General features: G+C 60.5%; 16 protein-coding genes and 1 riboswitch. Of the genes, 8 read left to right on the forward strand and 8 right to left on the reverse strand.

Annotated features, from left to right (window positions below; all coding sequences use genetic code 11):
• Positions 1 to 22: 22 nt before the first annotated feature.
• Positions 23 to 1,210: a glycosyltransferase family 4 protein gene (locus tag ACZXDY_RS01420; protein WP_464344390.1), complete on the reverse strand. Its 1,188-nt coding sequence runs from the start codon at positions 1,208 to 1,210 to the stop codon at positions 23 to 25.
• A 281-nt stretch (positions 1,211 to 1,491) separates the two neighbouring features.
• Here ACZXDY_RS01420 and ACZXDY_RS01425 point away from each other — a divergent pair, with 281 nt between their 5' ends.
• Positions 1,492 to 3,624 (forward strand): GumC family protein, encoded by a 2,133-nt coding sequence (locus ACZXDY_RS01425; protein WP_464344169.1) that lies wholly within the window; start codon positions 1,492 to 1,494, stop codon positions 3,622 to 3,624.
• 16 nt (positions 3,625 to 3,640) lie between these two features.
• On the opposite strand, the gene ACZXDY_RS01430 is transcribed toward ACZXDY_RS01425, so the two are convergent.
• Positions 3,641 to 4,987: a lipopolysaccharide biosynthesis protein gene (locus ACZXDY_RS01430; RefSeq protein WP_464344170.1), complete on the reverse strand. Its 1,347-nt coding sequence runs from the start codon at positions 4,985 to 4,987 to the stop codon at positions 3,641 to 3,643.
• Positions 4,988 to 5,515: 528 nt separating this feature from the next.
• Here ACZXDY_RS01430 and ACZXDY_RS01435 point away from each other — a divergent pair.
• Complete coding sequence (locus ACZXDY_RS01435) at positions 5,516 to 6,736, forward strand: FAD-dependent oxidoreductase (protein ID WP_464344171.1); 1,221 nt, start codon at positions 5,516 to 5,518, stop codon at positions 6,734 to 6,736.
• A gap of 15 nt (positions 6,737 to 6,751) precedes the next feature.
• Here ACZXDY_RS01435 and ACZXDY_RS01440 read toward each other — a convergent pair whose 3' ends face one another.
• Positions 6,752 to 7,876 (reverse strand): GNAT family N-acetyltransferase, encoded by a 1,125-nt coding sequence (locus tag ACZXDY_RS01440; protein ID WP_464344391.1) that lies wholly within the window; start codon positions 7,874 to 7,876, stop codon positions 6,752 to 6,754.
• 529 nt (positions 7,877 to 8,405) lie between these two features.
• Here ACZXDY_RS01440 and ACZXDY_RS01445 point away from each other — a divergent pair.
• The 4 genes from ACZXDY_RS01445 (at position 8,406) to ACZXDY_RS01460 (ending at position 12,704) form a co-directional block, all read left to right on the forward strand.
• On the forward strand, positions 8,406 to 9,221 hold the full coding sequence (locus ACZXDY_RS01445) for a WecB/TagA/CpsF family glycosyltransferase (protein ID WP_464344392.1): 816 nt from the start codon (positions 8,406 to 8,408) through the stop codon (positions 9,219 to 9,221).
• 65 nt (positions 9,222 to 9,286) lie between these two features.
• On the forward strand, positions 9,287 to 10,597 hold the full coding sequence (locus ACZXDY_RS01450; RefSeq protein WP_464344172.1) for an O-antigen ligase family protein: 1,311 nt from the start codon (positions 9,287 to 9,289) through the stop codon (positions 10,595 to 10,597).
• Entirely contained in the window at positions 10,594 to 11,619 is a 1,026-nt protein-coding gene (locus ACZXDY_RS01455; protein ID WP_464344173.1) for a glycoside hydrolase family 5 protein, read from the forward strand. The genes ACZXDY_RS01450 and ACZXDY_RS01455 overlap by 4 nt, the downstream gene beginning before the upstream one ends.
• A gap of 29 nt (positions 11,620 to 11,648) precedes the next feature.
• Complete coding sequence (locus tag ACZXDY_RS01460; protein ID WP_464344174.1) at positions 11,649 to 12,704, forward strand: hypothetical protein; 1,056 nt, start codon at positions 11,649 to 11,651, stop codon at positions 12,702 to 12,704.
• A 35-nt stretch (positions 12,705 to 12,739) separates the two neighbouring features.
• Here the strand turns inward: ACZXDY_RS01460 and ACZXDY_RS01465 are convergent, their stop codons facing one another.
• From ACZXDY_RS01465 to cobT, 5 genes are read right to left on the reverse strand one after another with little or no spacing between them, the layout of a single operon-like run.
• The gene (locus tag ACZXDY_RS01465) at positions 12,740 to 13,447 is read right to left on the reverse strand and encodes a CbtA family protein (protein ID WP_464344175.1); all 708 of its coding nucleotides are present in this window, start codon (positions 13,445 to 13,447) and stop codon (positions 12,740 to 12,742) included.
• A 6-nt stretch (positions 13,448 to 13,453) separates the two neighbouring features.
• Entirely contained in the window at positions 13,454 to 13,636 is a 183-nt protein-coding gene (locus tag ACZXDY_RS01470) for a CbtB domain-containing protein (protein ID WP_028161697.1), read from the reverse strand.
• Between the two features lie 25 nt (positions 13,637 to 13,661).
• Positions 13,662 to 13,961 (reverse strand): hypothetical protein, encoded by a 300-nt coding sequence (locus ACZXDY_RS01475; RefSeq protein ID WP_464344176.1) that lies wholly within the window; start codon positions 13,959 to 13,961, stop codon positions 13,662 to 13,664.
• A 28-nt stretch (positions 13,962 to 13,989) separates the two neighbouring features.
• On the reverse strand, positions 13,990 to 14,772 hold the full coding sequence (gene cobS, locus ACZXDY_RS01480) for an adenosylcobinamide-GDP ribazoletransferase (protein ID WP_464344177.1): 783 nt from the start codon (positions 14,770 to 14,772) through the stop codon (positions 13,990 to 13,992).
• The gene (gene cobT / locus ACZXDY_RS01485) at positions 14,773 to 15,828 is read right to left on the reverse strand and encodes a nicotinate-nucleotide--dimethylbenzimidazole phosphoribosyltransferase (protein WP_464344178.1); all 1,056 of its coding nucleotides are present in this window, start codon (positions 15,826 to 15,828) and stop codon (positions 14,773 to 14,775) included.
• Between the two features lie 74 nt (positions 15,829 to 15,902).
• Positions 15,903 to 16,083: riboswitch (cobalamin riboswitch) on the forward strand.
• A gap of 110 nt (positions 16,084 to 16,193) precedes the next feature.
• On the opposite strand from cobT, the gene ACZXDY_RS01490 reads away from it, so the two are divergent.
• A complete protein-coding gene (locus ACZXDY_RS01490; protein WP_080663539.1) occupies positions 16,194 to 16,643 on the forward strand; it encodes a DUF1636 domain-containing protein in 450 nt (149 codons plus the stop codon).
• Entirely contained in the window at positions 16,640 to 17,164 is a 525-nt protein-coding gene (gene cobU / locus ACZXDY_RS01495) for a bifunctional adenosylcobinamide kinase/adenosylcobinamide-phosphate guanylyltransferase (protein WP_028161701.1), read from the forward strand. The genes ACZXDY_RS01490 and cobU overlap by 4 nt, the downstream gene beginning before the upstream one ends.
• Positions 17,165 to 17,167 lie beyond the last annotated feature (3 nt).

Consider the following 17,167-nt stretch of genomic DNA (forward strand, 5'->3'; position numbering starts at 1 on the left):
TCTTGTGCCTAATGCGTGCCGATCAAACAGCCTGGCTGAGAATTTGGACGTATTCCTCCACCATGCTGTCTACCGAATAGCGCGACCTCAGGCCCTTGGCGTTTTGCCGCAGTTCGTCGCGCAACGTTCTGTTTGTTAAAATTGCGGAAACGGCGGCCGATAATTCCGCATTGTCCGAGGCATCGACAAAGAGCGCCGTGGGTTTTCCTTCAAACGACAGCACCTCTCGCAAAACGGGGAGATCGTTCACGACGGAGGGAACACCTGCGTTCGCGGCTTCAACCGCGGCCAGGCCAAAGGTTTCAGCTTGCGTTGGGAACACGAACACGTCGAGGCAGGCAAGAAAGTCGGCCATCCGCCGCGGCGGAATCTCGCCGACAAGATGCAATCTGTCGGATACTTTCAACTCGTCTGCCAACAGCCTCAGCCGTTCCTCGTCCGCGCCTTGGCCGGCCAGCGCAAGATGCCAGGACGGTTCACTGCCTAAGAGACGTATTGCCGCATCGAGCCGTTTGTGGGGGTGCAATCTTGCAGCGCAACCGAGCAGCACACGATCCGGCGGCAGTTTGAACTGTTGCCGCGCGACATCCTTCGGCAGATCAAGCGATTTGTCGTCGAAGCCGTGTGGGACATGCTTCATGCGCAATCGATAAGGGGCGGGGTAACGCGCGTACTCACGCTCCATCTCGCGCGAGTTGAGCGTTATGCAATCGTAGAAGCCAACGCTGCCCATGACGATGTCGGCGGCGCGGACAGGCCAGCTCATCGACATCGCGGATGAAACCTGGTTGGCAATAACCGGAGCGCGACTGACGAGGCGCGATACGCCTCCGCCGATCACATTGCCAAAATGCTGGAAGGTGAGGACGACATCGGGTCTGATGGCCCTGATATGGCCGCCGAGCTTCCACAGCATCCGCAACAGCGCCAGCGGATTTCCTGGCCGGTTCTGCGCGCAATAGAACGTGTTCGGCGGCTCGTCGAAGGAGTCTGATTTGCGGAAGAAGAAGAGATTGAAGACCTCATAGCCGCGCGCGGTCAAGCCGGCACCAAGCAGCCGTGTGATCTCCTGAGCACCGGCGTTCTCCGCCTGGGTCTGCACCAGAACGACACGTCGCTTTGGCTTGATGCTGTTTGACCGATCGCGTGACGCTGCCGACGATCGTATCGGTGCCTCGCGCAATTCTGTGCTTGGCTGGTAACGGAACACGGATTCCTCAACGGTTGAGGGAGTGGGGATTCTTCCCCCCATTTTCGCAATGCCTATCACGCGATGCTCGGTCCTACACCGGCCAGCGCACAATGGGGTTAATGCAGCGCATCTCGCTCACAGGGGAGATGTCGTTGCATCCGCGCGGAACATAGAGCCAGTTCGTTAACTAATTGGTTAGGGCGTTGGCGAGAGAGGGTAACCGCCGATTAACCATAGATATTTACGTTGGGGGCAGGGCCACTGAACAGTGTCTGCCAGTTGAATTCGAGTCAAAACCCATGATGTTCGGTAGCCGCGCAGGCCCGAGACGTTCCGGTCAGACGGAGCCCACGGCGGCGTCGTGGGAGGCTCCGCGTCCGCCGCCTGGCACCGGACCCGCCGAACGCGTTAAGGGATTGCTAACCTTCTCCGGCATGCTTTCCTTTCTGCGGGAAAACGGCCGACGCATCTTGATGCTCGCGCTGGCCATCTTCGCCATTGGTGTCATCGCTCTGTTGCTGATTCCGGTTCGGTATGCGGCCACAGCGCTGGTCGTTGTCGATCCCCGAGAGCAGCGCGTGACCACGGATCAGGACGTGTTGCCGGGTATCGGCCAGGATGCCGCCGCGCTTCAGAGCCTGGTTGAAATCGCCAAGTCCGATGGCTTCCTCCGCCCGCTTATCGAGCAGCTCAAGGTTCGAGAGGATGAAGACATCGCCGGCGGTCAATCCGACACCACGCGTCTGCTCGAAAGATTCCGCAACCGGCTCGATATTTCCCGCCGTGGGCTCACCTACGTTATCGGCTTCAAATTCACTTCGAACCGTCCGGAGCGAGCGGCTTACTACGCCAACGCCATAGCTGAGGCGTTCGTCGCTAACCAGGGCCGTGTCCGCACTGAGGCGACCGACGAAGCCGCCGATTGGCTCAGTGGCCGGCTCAAGACGTTGAATGACCGGCTGAGGACATCAGAGGATGCCGTTGCCGCCTTCAAGCTCGAGCACAGGATCGTCAATGCCGGTAAGGACGCCACGACCCAGCAATTGCGCGTTACCGATCTGACGCAGCAGGTTTCGGCCGCTCGCGCTCGTACCGAAGAAGCAAGGGCTCGCTACGAGCAGGCGCAACGCGACCTCAAGGCGAATGTCGATGGGCCGGTTCGACAAGACCTGCTGAGTGCCCTGCGAGCTCAGAGGTCGGCGCTCAACGACCAGATCGCGCAGAAACGCGCGGTGTTCGGCGATCGCCATCCTGACCTCGTCATATCATACAGCCAGTTGAACGATCTCAACAGGCAGATTGAGATCGAGCGGAAGAAGAACATCGAAACTGCAAAGTCTGAATATGAGGCCCAACGCGAGCAACAGAGATCGCTGGAAGATCAGTTGAAGGCGGTCGAATCGCAGATACTGGTCGACGGCCAGGCGCTCGTCAGACTGCAGGAGCTGCAGCGCGACGCGGAAGCCAACAGGAATATCTACGAGCAATTTCTGTCGCGGTCGAAGACCACCAACGAGCAGCGCCTGCTGCAGAGCTCGCAGACCAAGATCGCTTCGCTTGCCATTCCACCGCTTCGTCCGACCCGGCCGCCGCTCGCATTGCTCCTCGCCGTGCTTGCGATTGCCTCGATATTGCTATCGACGGCGGCAGTTGCCGTACCGGACATCAAGAACATTCTGGAGAAGCCCACTCCGAAGGTTCGCCGGGCAAATTCACCTTCGCTCCAGCCCGAATTGCCCCAGGCGGCATCATCACCCCAGCCCGAATTGCCGCCGAAGCTGCCGGTCTGGGCCCGCATTCCCGACCTGCCGGCACGGGAATTCACCAGAAGCGTCTGGCAGAAGCCGATTGCGGCAGCCGCCGAGCTCGATCTGAGTGCCTACCTGCGCTCGCTGATCGGGAAAATCGACAAGTTGCCGGGATCCGGTGGCAAGGTAGCCCTCGTGATGTCGATCGAGAACGGCGCGGGAGGCAGCACTGTCGCACGATCGCTCAATCGGTCGGCCGTGAACAAGGGGATGCTCAGTGTTCTGATCGAGCTGCAATCGGATCTGTCCGCTGCAAAGCCGGTCGCGGCCGACCGGCAGGAGCAGGGCATCACCAAGACAGATCTTCGCTCTGTCAGTGTGCTCTTGAGTGCCGGCACGCAAACAGGCGCGCTCCCTGCCGACGACATTCGCAAGGAGTTCGATCTGATCGTCGTCGACGCATCGTCTCTTGCGGCACAACCCGACGTGAGGACGCTGGCGGCCCATGCCGATCTGATCGTCGTGGTCGTTCGCGACGGAGCTGCCGCTCCGGCGGCAATTCAGCGGGCTGCGGCTGGCTTGTCGAAGTCCGGCGCGGTGCCGATGGGGCTTGTCGTCAATCGCGTATCCATCAGTTCCGTCATTGCTCAATCTCAGCGCGAGACCTTGGGGCTGGCGGGCTGAGTTACCTCTAATCCTTCTAATCCTTCGCGTCTGCGACACGAACCGGATACGGTTCGGCTTTCGAGGACAAGCGGCGAGAAAGCACCAGGATCGAAGGATCAACGCCGGTGCGGCGGCGGCACAGGACGTTGAGGGCGATGGTGGCGACCGCCAGCGAAACAGTGGCCGAAATCGCGGCGCCGAGCACGCCGAGCCAGGGAATTAGAACGAGGAATCCGATCAGCCGCAGCACGACGTTCCCGGCGATGACGGGAACATAGTCACCCTCATGGCCGGTCACCTGCAGGATGGCTGCGGACGGACCACCAGCTGCCTGAAAAGCCGTTCCGAGCGCGAGCACGATCAGGACCCATTGCTGGGCTGCGAAATGAGGTCCGAACAGGCCGAGAAGATGGGGTGCGCCGATCCAGACAAGGACGAGCCCGGCGATGACGCAAAGCGCGGTCACCTCCGCCATGAGCTGCAGCGTGTGGCTGAACTCTTGATGATTTTTACTGAAGTAGAGCGAGGGCAGGCGGCGCGCTCCGAAACTATAAAGTGCGGCAGAGAGCATGGCGAAGATGTTCGCCAGACGGGAGGCGGCAAAATAGATGCCGGCCGTGGCCGGATCCAGCATCCAGTAAATCAGGATCACGTCGAAGTACTGATTGGCCGCTTCAAGAATGGAAGAAACCCAGTAGCGAAGCGCGCTCGATCTCCAGCGTGAGTTCTCCGAGCGCGGCGGCACATTGCGCAAATTCGGCAGAGCGCGTGCGATCGAAAGGACCTGAACGACGAGCCCCATGGCCATGGCGACCGCCATCACGGTAAGCAACTGTGCGGGATCGAGTCGCGCATGGCCGAACAATATCGCTACTAAAAACAGCACGACGACGACCCGCCAGAAAAACTCCCGATTGCCTTCCCCCATCAGAATGCTGATGAGCGATCGTGCAATCTGGCTGCCGAGCATCAGCCCTGCATTCACGGCCGTAAAGGCGGATACGGCCAGGATCAGCAGCCACGTATCGCCCCGCACGTTCGCGGCCGCCGCGATCGCGGCAATGACGACCATCATCCCAATGGAGGAGATCTTCAGGCTCGATAGCAGCACACCTTTGGCGAGATCGGCCTGTTCGCGCACCTGGTACTCGTTCAAGAAACGAACCAGGAGCAGTTCCTGGCCGACCAGCCCCACGACGGATGCGATCTGAGCGACAGAAAGCCACATCGCGAAAGCGCCGAACGCATCCGGCGACATGGTTCGTGCTGCCAGCGAGAACAGCGCAAACGCAAGGCCGCCGCTGCCAACCTTCAGAAGGATGGTCCCGGCAACACCGCGGGTCACGTCGCGTCGCATCAATTGGAGAATGGATTCGATCATGCGAAGTACAAGGCATCTTTCCTTTCAAGATGCTCGTAGCAGACAATGGCCCAGTGCCTAACACGCACGCGAGCCGAGAGTGTTAATGTTCGGCACCTAAGATTTCGTTCTCCCCACCCGGTAAATGCACCGGCGCAAACCTGCCCTGTCCGGCGGACCTGCGGCCTTGCTCCATTGTGGAACGCCGCTGTCCCGGCTGTCTTCAGACAGGGCAAACGATGGTTTCCCAGGATCGCCGCTGCGGCGGCACGAAGATGATTGCTGAAGCCAAATCTGCACAGCCACCGGCCGTTTGCACGTAAATGACCTGCTGACCTGACGATAAACAATGGTTCACCTAGTGCTGAGTAAGCGGGAATAGATTCCACGATACTCTTTGAGCAAGGCGCGTGCCGGGACGTCGCCAGATCTGGACCAGGCCGCGGGCGTTAACTGCGATGCTCAAAAATGACCGTGCCGGTTCGGCGAAGTGGATATCAGGCGGGAAAATTGCAGTTCGGCCGGCATCAATCGTCAGAGCCGGCAAACATGATGGTGAATAAGGTGATACAACCGATCGCGGAAGAGGGACGTGAAACCATCACCACGGACGTAGCGATTGTCGGCGGCGGGCTGGCGGGATCGCTCGCGGCGGCAGTCCTCGCCAGGGCTGGCTACCGGGTCGTCCTGATCGACAAGCGAGCGGTTTATCCGGAAGAATTCCGCGTCGAGAAGATCGCCGGACGACAAGTCGATGTCTTTCGCAGGCTGGGTTTCATCCGCGAACTCGAGGCGGTCGCGTGCGCATACGACCGCGTGATCAATATCAGAGAAGGCCGGGTGGTCGACGTCAGTGCCGGCCAAACCTACGGCCTTCCCTATGCCGACCTCGTTGGCCTGGCACGACGTCTGATGCCGGGTCATTCCGGCTTCATTGTCGACCAAGTGACCGCTGTGAGCTGCAGCGATGACGTTCAGCATCTCGTTTTGGCCTCCGGAACACGCGTCACTGCGCGTCTCGTTGTCCTGGCGACGGGCATGGCCGGAGCTCTTGGATACGGTCTCGGAATCACGCGGCGCATTCTCGCCGAGCGTCATTCGGTTTCGTTCGGCTTCACGATTGCGCGTCCGGACAATTTGCCGTTCGAATTCGAGGCGCTCACCTGCTATGGCGAACGGGCCATCGACGGCGTCGACTATCTCAGCCTGTTTCCGGTGCGGGGCGGCATGCGGGCAAACCTGTTCATGTTTCGCGATCCGACCGATCCGATCATGCGCGAGCTGAGACGGGAGACGAGATCAACGCTGCTTCGCCTCATGCCGGGATTGCAGTCCTATCTCGGAGATTTCAGCGTCGTCGGTCAGGTGCAGAATTGGGTGATGGACCTGTCTGTCGCCGAAGGCCATCTGCAGCCGGGCGTCGTGCTGATTGGCGACGCGTTTCAAACCAACTGTCCTGCAGCCGGCACCGGAGTGAGCCGTCTTCTGGTGGATGTCGAGCGTCTTTGCATGGAATATGTGCCGCGCTGGCTCGAAACCGGCGGCATGGGCAAGGACAAGATATCGGAGTTCTACTCCGATCCGGACAAAGTGGCTGCCGACCAACACTCCCTGCAAATGGCGCGTTTTCGGCAGGCACTGACGTCGAGCAGCGACATAAGATGGAACGTGCGGCGCAGGGTGCATTTTCTTCGTCGCAATATCACCTATCGGGTCGACGGTATCAGGCCGGGATGGATCGCACGTGTCCGTGGCGCGCTTCGTGCCTAGTGAGCAGGTTTAAGCTCAGGTACGGACCGGCCGCAGCTTGAATTCGGCCATCCGCTTGGCGGCCAGTTTGATCCAGGGCGCCTGTCGTAACGCGAACAGAGCAAGGGAGCCGGCGACGCTACCCGCCAGAGTCACGCTCCACAACGGCGAGGGCTGGCCGCCAAACATCTTCTTGTACGGTTCGTCGCCAATGGTGAAGTCCAGGATCTGATCCCCGCGCTCGATGCAATCCCTTGCGACTTGTTCGAACATCAGAGCGCCAATGGATTGGCTCTTGTATCCCGCGATGTCGAATGCGCTCATAATGACGAGGAAACCGCCGCGGTGGCACAATCCCAGCACTGCCGCAATCAGTTTGCCGTCCATTTTCATAGTGTAGAGACGAACAAAGGCCCTGAGGCCGCGGAGCGCCACGGTGGAATAGAAGTCGAAATATTCGGGACGCTGCAACAGGTCGCCATCACCCTGCGCCCGAAAACGCGGGCCTCGAAAGTTCTTCATCATCTCTATCGCGGCCATGACGGATGCATCGTCGTCGCAGCATGAAAAGCTCAAAGTGCCCTTCTTCTGGAGCTGGCGGAGCTTCTTTGCGAGTTCCTTCTGATAGGAGCGGCTCAGCGCGCTCGTCCGCCATTGCTCGAACGGAGCGACTAGCGCTGTCGCGTACGCGTTCATCTCCATGACGGTGCGGCGAGGCGCTGCAAGAAGATTCTCGATCGACATTCTTCCATCAAGAATCTTGCACATACGCAAGAAGTCGAACGGCCTGACGAGCCTGCGGAGCGTCAGGCAGGCATCCTCGTTCTGGAGCAGCTCGGAAAATATCTCGGCCGTGCACACTGGGGTCAGATAATCGGACACGCGGAGGTCAGCGAATTCAACCGTCCGCATCGGCCCACGCGGCACCCGCATCAAAGGCAGCACCATCGCCAGTTTTCCGGTCGCGCGACGGCGGACCGTGACGATCAGGGGTTTTGCTGCCGCGACGAGCGCGAGCTTGCGATATAGCGTGTCCAGCCACACCGGATGCTGGAACGCCGTGGCGTCCGAGCCAGCAAACAGTTCGGCGTATTCTTGAGACAAAAAATCAAATGCGTTTTCGATGCAGACATCGAACGCGTCGTTATTATTCTTGTTCATACGTGCGACAGACAAACCGGACTTTTCGAAAATGCCGGGCGAGCCGGAGCTGCGACCTTCTAGCACACGCAGATTGGCGGAGACACGGGCCGAGTGCGATCTGTATTAATGTATCGTGGTTGCCGCCCGCTGCGCGGACTCCTACCAAATGTCTTGATAGCGGGCCGACCTTGCCACCGCCGCGCAACGTGTAACGTTTTGTTATGGTTAGCGAGCGCTCCACACCTTTGCGAATAGTTAACCAGTTCGCGCAGCGTCGAACCGTCGCGCGGACTCGGGATCGCCAATGGACTGCATATTGCAGTTGGAGTGGACAACAATAGAGATCTCCAACTGAAGTGCTTGAATCATGATGAAAGAGCTGATTTCCGGCCCGATTTCGATGTCAGGGGACGCGGACGAACGCAATTGGCGTGTCGGTTTCGGTCGGACTGTCTCAACCGTCTGGATTTGCGACACTTCGCGGGGAGCGCCGATGCAGTCGTCGACGGGCGCAGCTTCACGCCGTGAAGCGTCAGAGAAAGACAATGTGCGCGAGCGTCGCGCGAACCTCATCGGCAGGGCGGCCACCGCCGAGATCCCCCGCGTCACGGTCGGAGGGCTTCGGCTCGCCGTACTCGATCTCGAGCAGACCGCCGATTTCATGATCGAACAGGTTTCGCCAAAACGCCGCGCGGTCCGTCCGCTCTATCTGACGTCGGCGAATGGCGAGGTGGTGGCACGCTGCTCGACCGAGCCGATGACCGACCGCCTGTTCCGCGCGGCCGACCTCATCAATGCCGACGGACAGCCGCTGGTCACGGTGTCACGGTTCAAGTCATCGCAGCCGCTGCCGGAGCGGGTTGCCACAACCGACCTGTTCCACGTCGTCGCGCGCAAGGCCGAGGCGGCCGGGCTCTCCTTCTACATGTTCGGCGCCGACGAGGCGGAGAATGCCGCCGCTGTCGCCAATGTCCGCAGGATGTATCCGAAGCTGAAGATCGTCGGCCATTCGCATGGCTATCTGCGCGGCGACGCGCTGCGTGCCAAGGTCGACGAGATCAATGCGTTGGCGCCCGACTATCTCTGGGTCGCGCTCGGCGTGCCCTACGAGCAGGCCTTTGTCGAGGAGTTCACGCCACGGCTCTCCAATGTCGGTGTCATCAAGACCTCGGGCGGGCTGTTCAACTTCCTCTCCGGCAGCCGCCGCCGCGCGCCGCAATGGATGCAGAATGTCGGGCTGGAATGGGCCTGGCGGATCTGGCTCGAGCCGCGCCGGCTGTTCTGGCGCTATCTGACTACCAATCCGCGCGCGCTCTATCTGCTATTTAACCGGAGCCATTCCCCGCCAACCAAGCGCGACTGACGCTGCGTGCCGTGCCGAGCGGTTGCAATAGCAAATAATTAACCGCGCTTCACGAAGCTCATTCCATGACCGGAGCACAAATTCAGGTGGGTGCGGGCGCGCTTGACGGCGCGATCCCGCACATGCGCGGTGTCGACATCGAGCGGGCCGCAAAGGCCATCATGAATTGGTCCATCACCATCAATGTGGTGGCATCGATGGGGACCCTCAACACTGCCCTATTGGCGGTGGAACAGACCTATCTGCAGCAGTTCGCTGCGCTGTCGATGTGGATTGTGCTGATTTATGCAAGCGCGTTTGTGCGACCTAATCTGCGGCTCGGGTTCAACCCCGACTTGATCGGGATCGTTTCATTCTATGTTCTTGCCGCCATTTCCGTGTTTTGGACGAACCTGAGCCTCGCGGCCATCATGAAAAGCGCGGCTCTTGCAATAACGACCCTCGGCGCATTCTGTCTTATCACGCGACTGGATATTGACGACATTGTCAAATCGGTCACTCGGGGCCTCCTGGTACTGGTTGCGGCATCCGCTTTTTTCGCGGTGTTCGTGCCGGACATAGGAGTTGACAGCAGCTGGATGCACAACGGCCAATGGCAAGGTGTTTATGAGTCAAAGCAAACACTAGGCTTCGTTGGAGCCTATCTCATGTTCTTTGCCTATTATCGAAAGACGACAGGGCAAAGATGGCTACCCTTCCTTGTCACGTTCCTGCTCGCTTCAACGTGCGTCCTGGCTTCGGGCTCGCGAGGCGCCGGTGCGGTGGCGTTGGCGGCCTGCGGATTGCTGTTCACCTCCTTGCGGTCGGTGAATTGCATGAAAGTCTATGCGGTGTTGCCCTTTGTCATGTGCATCATGGCGGGCTTGCTGATCCTGTATTTCTACGTGACCGGATACGACTCCATCCATTTGTTTGACACGACGATCGACTTCACGGAGAGAACCTTCATTTGGCAGTACGCGATAAGCCACTTCGACGATGCGCCCTTGCTTGGCTTTGGAATAAACGGATTTTGGACGACCCAATCGATCTATGATTATTTCGAGCAGAATCACGGTTGGGTGCTCGACAACTACCACAGCGGCTACATCACCATTCTCATGGAAACGGGGCTTTTGGGTTATTCGCTTTTTGCGGCAAGCGTCTTCCTGTTTTCGAACAAGGTGCTCCATCTTATTTCATCCCGATCGATCGATCGGTTTCATTGTGCCCTGATCATAGGATTCTCCGTCCTCAGTTTTCAGACCAATTTTACGGAGACGATATTCCTCCGTTCCACGATGTTTACATCGGTGCTGTTGCTGGTCTTCTTCCTCGCAACCTGTCGGCCGGTGCCGCCGGAAGATCACGGCTATCGTGAGTTGGCGCAGGAATGATTGTTATCCTTGCCCGTTGGCCAAAAGCGTTCAGATTTCCGCTGCTGGCATCGGTCTTTGCAGCGTGGATATCACAGGCCTACGGAGCCGAGCAGGTCGCATTCCGCGATGCCGCGGGCTTGGGACGTGGCATCAATATTCTGGGGTATGATGGCATCTGGGAAGGGGCCGAGAATGCGCCATTCCGCTTAGAGAACCTGACCGCAATTCAAAGGGCTGGCTTCTCGCATGTCAGAATCAATTTGTTCGGCTTCAAGCATATGGATTCGGATAACATCCTTGATGAAGCCGTCTTGAAGCGCCTCGATAGAGTTATCGAAGAGGTTCTTGCAAGGAAGCTCATTCCCATTCTGGATGAACACGACACTGATTTCTGCCAGCGCTATATCTCACGATGCGCCGAGAAGCTCAAATCGTTCTGGAAGCAGATCGCGTCGCGCTATGCAGGGAAGTATCCTGCGCTTGTATTCGAAATTCTGAACGAGCCCGGGGGACATATGACCTCGGCCGAATGGAACTCACTGCTCAATGAATGTCTCGGCATTATCAGGGTCACGAACCCTGAGCGAACTGTCATTGTCGCTGTTCTTAACACTGACGATGCGCCTATTGACGAGTTGGCTCTGCCGGCCGGTGACAGAAAACTGATCGTGACTTTTCACTATTACGCGCCGATAAGGTTTACTCATCAAGGTGCGCCATGGTCGCGAACATTTTCGACGATCGGCCCCCTGGATTGGGGAACCTCTGAGGACGAAGCGAGAGTTGTCGCTGATTTCACCAGAATCAATCTCTGGTCACACCGAGAGAAACGTCCGATCTATCTCGGCGAGTTCGGGGTTTATGAGCGCGCGCCATCTGAAAGCCGCCAGAGATACTTGTCGTTCGTGGCGCGAAGCGCTGACCGATTTGGCTGGGCATGGGCCTACTGGCAATTCGACCACGATTTCGCTGCGTTCGATAGCGTCCGTCAAATGTGGAATCGGGACATTTTGCGCGCTCTCATTCCGTCGGGGCATTGAAGCATAGTCGCAGGTTTGGAGAAGAAAAATTGAGCCGAAGCGGGGAGAGCCGAGCCAAGGATGACGTCGCCGCCTATCGGGCCGTCGAACTGATCTACCATTCCTATCTGACGGGCCTCATCCTGATGCTGTCGTCGCGCGCCGGCGCCGCGCGAGCGGCGGAGGTGGTGTTTCGGACCTTCCGACGCCAGCAACTGGCCCGCTTTGTTCCGGGATTGAAAAAGCTCGGGCTCGACAAGCTTCCGCACGCGGTTGCGTGTGCGCAATACCATTATCTTTCAAACCAAGTCGGCGGCGTTAAGGTCGAATATGTTTACGAGAGCGACCAAAAGGCCTGGGTACGATATCCGCCGCCGCGGTGGATCTGGTCGGGCACCGCGATCTGCGGCATTCCATCGGAAGTGTCGCGCGCGATGCTGCGCGGATGGCACGCCAATAATGGCGTCGTCCTCGGTAATCCGCGGCTGGGCTTCGTCTGTACGGGCCAAACGGTCGACGGACAGCCCGGCCTGGAAGGCTACTACAAGGAGTGGGATCACGACCTCACGCCCGATGAACGGCTGCAGTTCTCGCCCGGCGAGCAATGTCCCCCGTTTCGGGTCGATCTTGCACCACGGCTTGCCGAAAACACCTGGCCCGAAGAGCGCCTTCAAAAGGTCCTGCGCAACTACGCGATGGAATACATCACGTCGATCGTGCCGGAAACCATCGCGGTGCTCGGTCCCGAGGAGGGCGGCCATCTTGCCGGCGCTGCGGCGCGGCTGGTCGGGATGCACACCTTTGACGACGTTGCATCGTTGCTCGGTGGTGTCGGTCCCGGCGCCGAGGGCTTCGCCAGCGCCTTCGCGCGCATTGCCCGTGGGCAGGGCGACGACGCCGAGTTGCGCGTGCAGGGCGCGACCGCGATGGTACGGCAGACCTCATGGCGCCTGATGGCAGAACGCGGGCCGATGTCTCCCGCGGTGTTCGATGCCTGGAACGAGCTCTGGGTCGGTGCCGCGCTCGCGCATGATCGTTTCATGCGCGTCGACATGACGCAGCGCCGCGATCGCGGCGATCCGTCCTGGTGCTGGCAATTCCGGTGACGAGGTGGCGGGCGCCCAGCCTGATGATCGGCGGCTTAACCTCGCTTCCTTGATACTCTATCGAACGCGAGGCTCGTTGCGACGCCGAGCAGACTCCAGAACAGGAGTCCGGTGAGCACGACGGTCACCACGAACTGGTGCGAAAGCGACGCTGGCACTTCGGCATGAGTCTCGGGCGCAACAGGGGCGCCGACGAGATGCGGGATGACAATGAGTATGACCCCGAGGACCGCAGCCCACGGCTCCGAGCGCAGGATCAGGAGGTAGAGCGCTGATGCTGTCAGAGCGGCGGTTGCGATCCACCAGATTTGCCGCGCGGTGAGATCGGCGACCGGCAGGCCCGGCAACTCCGGAGGGAGGCCAAGACCGGGCGCCGCGACAAAAACGGCGAACCCGGCAAGGCCCCAAAACAGACCTTCGCGCCAATGGACCGGTCGTTGCCGAAGCGCATAGATGCCGGTGAGCAGGAGGCCGAAGCCGATCGCGGTAAGGACGTTGGCGGCGACGGTGAGGGCGCTGCGCTGGAAGCCCTCCTCGGGCTCCCATTCCGCATCGTGATGATGGTCTGCTTCAGCGCTGCCGGCGTGGGAAGCCTTATGGTGTGCATCGGCCGCAGCCTTCTCGAAGACCTCGCTCTTCTGGATCAGCGGCACCGTTCCGAAGAACTGAACCACCGATATCAGCGCGCCGACGATCAATCCGGCAAGCGATGCCGCAAACACGATCGATCTGAAGACGTGCATCTGTCGTCAGTGACAGGGGAAAGCGTTGGCATGGCGCACGTCGTGGGCGGCGTTATGGACGGCGCTGATGTGCGAAAAGCCGACCATGCCGACGACGAACAAACCAAGAGCCATCGCCAGAACGGCCTGAACGATGACATTCGTTCCGGTGGCAACGGTGGTAAAATTGGCTGATTGCGTCTGCTGCATGATGATCCTCGTTCGGCAAGTCATTCTAGCCCACGGCATCATCAGATGCGACCGAATTTTTCAGCTGGCGACGGACGTCGCGGCTGGTGAGATGAAAGTTGTCCGTTTCCCGGATGCTTCTCGCGGCCAGTTTGGCGTGGGCCGCCGCTTCGAACGAATCCCGGTGTATCAGGTAGAAATCGATGCACTGCTGTGACGAAGGCATGCAGCCCAGCAGCGTCCGGAATGCGCGCCGGTGCATGACGCATATGCCCATGTGTCCGGAGGGACGGAATGCCAATGAATCGATGTCGCTGCGCCAGATCGGTTCGCCTTCGTCAGACATCGACGATTCACTCGAACATAGGCGCAGATCACATGGCCGACCGGATGACGGCAGCAACGCCGAGCAGGAAGCCGACCTCGAACACCTGCTCGATGGCCCCGAGTACGTCGCCGGTATAGCCGCCGATCGATCGTCGCGACCACAGCGTGACCGCAACTGCCAATGCGACGCCGCAAGCGATGCCGCCAATAAGCGCGATCGGGGCATGCGTGCCGGAGGTCGCGGCGAGCGGTGCCAGCGCGAGCAGCACGACGATCGTCGCGAAACCGATTTCGCCTGCCCGGAGCGGAGAGGGCGTATAGGCCACCTTCATCGCGGAGGTGTTGCCCGCATATTTCATCCAGCCAATGATCGGCAAGCCCACGGCGCGGCCGCCGGCTGCGCTCGCAATCAGCGCCGCCGCACCAATCCACGGCGGCATCTCGGCGACCGCCGCGACACGCAATGCGACCGCGAAGATCAGCGCGAGCGTGCCATAGGTTCCGATCCGGCTGTCCTTCATGATGGTGAGACGTTGTTCGACCGTCCAGCCGCCGCCAAAGCCATCAGCGGTGTCAGCCAGGCCATCCTCGTGGAACCCACTGGTGAGAAGGACGCTTGCCAACACCGCCATGAGCGCTGCGATCACTGGTCCTAATACGAGCGAGGTCAGCAGAAGAGCCGCCGCCGAAACGAAGCCGACGATTGCACCGACCAACGGGAAAAACTGCGCCGAGCGGACCAGCCACTCGGAATCAGGCGCATCGTTCGAAGCGCCGACAGGAATGATGGTGAGGAATCGGACCGCGTCGCGAAGACGATCCAGGCTCATCTAGATCCTTCCTTCCAGCACTTCGCTGAGGTCGGCGACGTCGGTCAGCAGGCGGGACGCGGCGCGCACCAGCGGGACCGCCAGTAGCGCGCCGGTGCCCTCGCCAAGTCTCATGTCGAGAGCGAGCAACGGCTGTGCCTGAAGTGCCGCCAATACGATGTCGTGACCTTTCTCGGCCGACCTATGCGCGAAGACGCAATAGTCACGCGTCGCCGGCGCCAGCCTGACGGCGACGAGGGCGGCAGCGGACGAAATGAAGCCGTCGATGAGGACCGGCCGGTGATGCGCCGCTGCGCCAAGCGCTGCGCCTACCATCATCGCGATCTCGAGGCCGCCGAATTCCCTGAGCACCTCGAACGGCGCGGTCGCATCGCTGCGATTGGCTGCCTTGTGGATGGCAGCGCGCTTCCGGGCCATGCCCGGCTCGTCCTGGCCTGCGCCGACGCCGATGCAGTCATCCAGGGGAGCGGGCGCCAGCCGATGCACCAGGAGCGCGGAAGATGCGGTGTTGCCTATTCCCATCTCGCCGAGCGCGATGATGTCGGCGCCATCATCGATTTCACTGGAAGCTATGGCAAAGCCGGCCGCGAGCGCCCTGTGCGCGTCCTGGGCCGACATCGCTGCCTCACGCGCAGAATTCGCGGTGCCGGTCCGAATCTTGATGCTGAGGAGATCGGGATGGGAAGGCAGCTCGCTGGCGACGCCGGCATCCACGACGCGGATCCCGACATCTGACGCGGCCGCAAAGGCGTTGGCGCTGGCTCGGCCTGCGAGATAAGTCCTCACCATCGCGGCCGTGACGGCGGACGGATATTGCGAAACGCCTTCTTCCGTCAATCCGTGATCACCAGCGAAAACGAGCAGAACGGCCTTTTGCAGCGTTGCAGCAGATGGATAGGCGATCATGCCAAGCTGCAGCGCCAGGTCTTCGATTCGTCCCAGTGAGCCCGGCGGCTTGGCTTTGCCGTCGATTCGCGCGCGCATCGTTGTGGCAAGCGTCTGATCGAGCGGAGCGATTGCGGGAATTTGCCAGTCGGATGGGATTTGGAAGGTCATGGGCTCCTCGTGCGCGCCTTAAGTGACCGAAGCAGACGGGCGGGTCAACTGCGGTTGACCGCCGTCGCGGGGACAGCTAGCGTGGCGGCGATGGTCCTTCCTTCGGGAAGGTGAAAAAGGGAAGTCGGTGCAATGCCGACGCTGCCCCCGCAACTGTAAGCGGCGAGCCAAAGCCGAGGCCACTGGGATGACCGGGAAGGCGGCGAAAGGCGACGACCCGCGAGCCAGGAGACCTGCCATCGCGCATTGTGCTTTGGAGGTTCGTCGGGCGGGGTGCACCGGACGGAATGAGTTCGATGGTCTTCCACCGTCGAACGCGATCCAACAAAGCTCGCGGCCGTCATGGCCCTGACTTGAGCATCGTGATGGATCGCAACGACGTCGATCAGCAAGATACTGATTCTCGCCCGGGCGAATATTTGCCGCCGACTGCGCCCGGCGGTCCCGTCGTCGTGAGCGTATGCGTCACCTGCAAGACCTCCGAGGGCGTGTTGGCCGGGCCCGCCATGTTCGACGCGATCCGGGTCGCTACAGGCAAACGCGACGCGGCCGTTCAGGTCCGGCGCGTGCAGTGCTTGAGCGTGTGCAAGCGGCCGACCACGGTCGCGGTTTCGAGCTCGGATGGTTACACCTTCCTCTTCGGCGATCTCGAGCCCGAGGGCGCTGGTGCCGTCGCGTCTTTCGTCGATTCCTATCGCAAATCGACGTACGGCCTGGTGCCGTGGCGCGAGCGCGCCGAGATCCTGCGCAAGGGGATGGTGGCGCGGCTGCCGCCCGTTCGCTGGTCGCCCGAAGATGGCAGCGCTCCGAAATGACTGATCTCTCGACCACGCTGGTACTGGGCGGCGCACGCTCGGGCAAATCGGCTTTTGCCGAGCGAATGATTGCCGAAAGCGGCCTTGCTCGCGTGTATCTGGCAACAGCTACCGCAGGCGATGGGGAGATGCAGGACAGGATCGCGCATCATCGCAGCAGGCGCGGTTCGGATTGGACGACCGTGGAGGAGCCGTTGGCGCTCATCGATGTCCTGACGCAGGTATCGCGACCCGGCTGCGCGGTCCTGGTCGATTGCCTAACACTCTGGCTCTCCAACCTGATGCTCGCCGGGCGTGACCTTGATGTCGAGGCGAACCGGCTCGCGGAATTTCTAGGCGTCGCCGCAAACCCTGTTGTCCTGGTGTCGAACGAGGTCGGTCTCGGCATCGTGCCCGAAACCAGGCTCGGCCGCGATTTCCGCGATGCGCAGGGCCGTCTCAATCAGATGGTCGCCTCAAGCGTTGCCAACGTCGTGTTCGTCGCGGCCGGCCTTCCGCTGTGGCTCAAACGTTCCTCTTAAGGA

It is taken from the genome of Bradyrhizobium sp. LeoB3, assembly GCF_055456055.1.

Coding starts and splice junctions, on each gene's coding strand:
- ACZXDY_RS01425 (WP_464344169.1), top strand. CDS start 1,492: ATGATGTTCGGTAGCCGCGCAGGCCCGAGACGTTCCGGTCAGACGGAG.
- ACZXDY_RS01430 (WP_464344170.1), bottom strand. CDS start 4,987: ATGATCGAATCCATTCTCCAATTGATGCGACGCGACGTGACCCGCGGT.
- ACZXDY_RS01435 (WP_464344171.1), top strand. CDS start 5,516: ATGATGGTGAATAAGGTGATACAACCGATCGCGGAAGAGGGACGTGAA.
- ACZXDY_RS01440 (WP_464344391.1), bottom strand. CDS start 7,876: ATGAACAAGAATAATAACGACGCGTTCGATGTCTGCATCGAAAACGCA.
- ACZXDY_RS01450 (WP_464344172.1), top strand. CDS start 9,287: ATGACCGGAGCACAAATTCAGGTGGGTGCGGGCGCGCTTGACGGCGCG.
- ACZXDY_RS01455 (WP_464344173.1), top strand. CDS start 10,594: ATGATTGTTATCCTTGCCCGTTGGCCAAAAGCGTTCAGATTTCCGCTG.
- ACZXDY_RS01465 (WP_464344175.1), bottom strand. CDS start 13,447: ATGCACGTCTTCAGATCGATCGTGTTTGCGGCATCGCTTGCCGGATTG.
- ACZXDY_RS01470 (WP_028161697.1), bottom strand. CDS start 13,636: ATGCAGCAGACGCAATCAGCCAATTTTACCACCGTTGCCACCGGAACG.
- ACZXDY_RS01475 (WP_464344176.1), bottom strand. CDS start 13,961: ATGTCTGACGAAGGCGAACCGATCTGGCGCAGCGACATCGATTCATTG.
- cobS (WP_464344177.1), bottom strand. CDS start 14,772: ATGAGCCTGGATCGTCTTCGCGACGCGGTCCGATTCCTCACCATCATT.
- cobT (WP_464344178.1), bottom strand. CDS start 15,828: ATGACCTTCCAAATCCCATCCGACTGGCAAATTCCCGCAATCGCTCCG.
- ACZXDY_RS01490 (WP_080663539.1), top strand. CDS start 16,194: ATGGATCGCAACGACGTCGATCAGCAAGATACTGATTCTCGCCCGGGC.
- cobU (WP_028161701.1), top strand. CDS start 16,640: ATGACTGATCTCTCGACCACGCTGGTACTGGGCGGCGCACGCTCGGGC.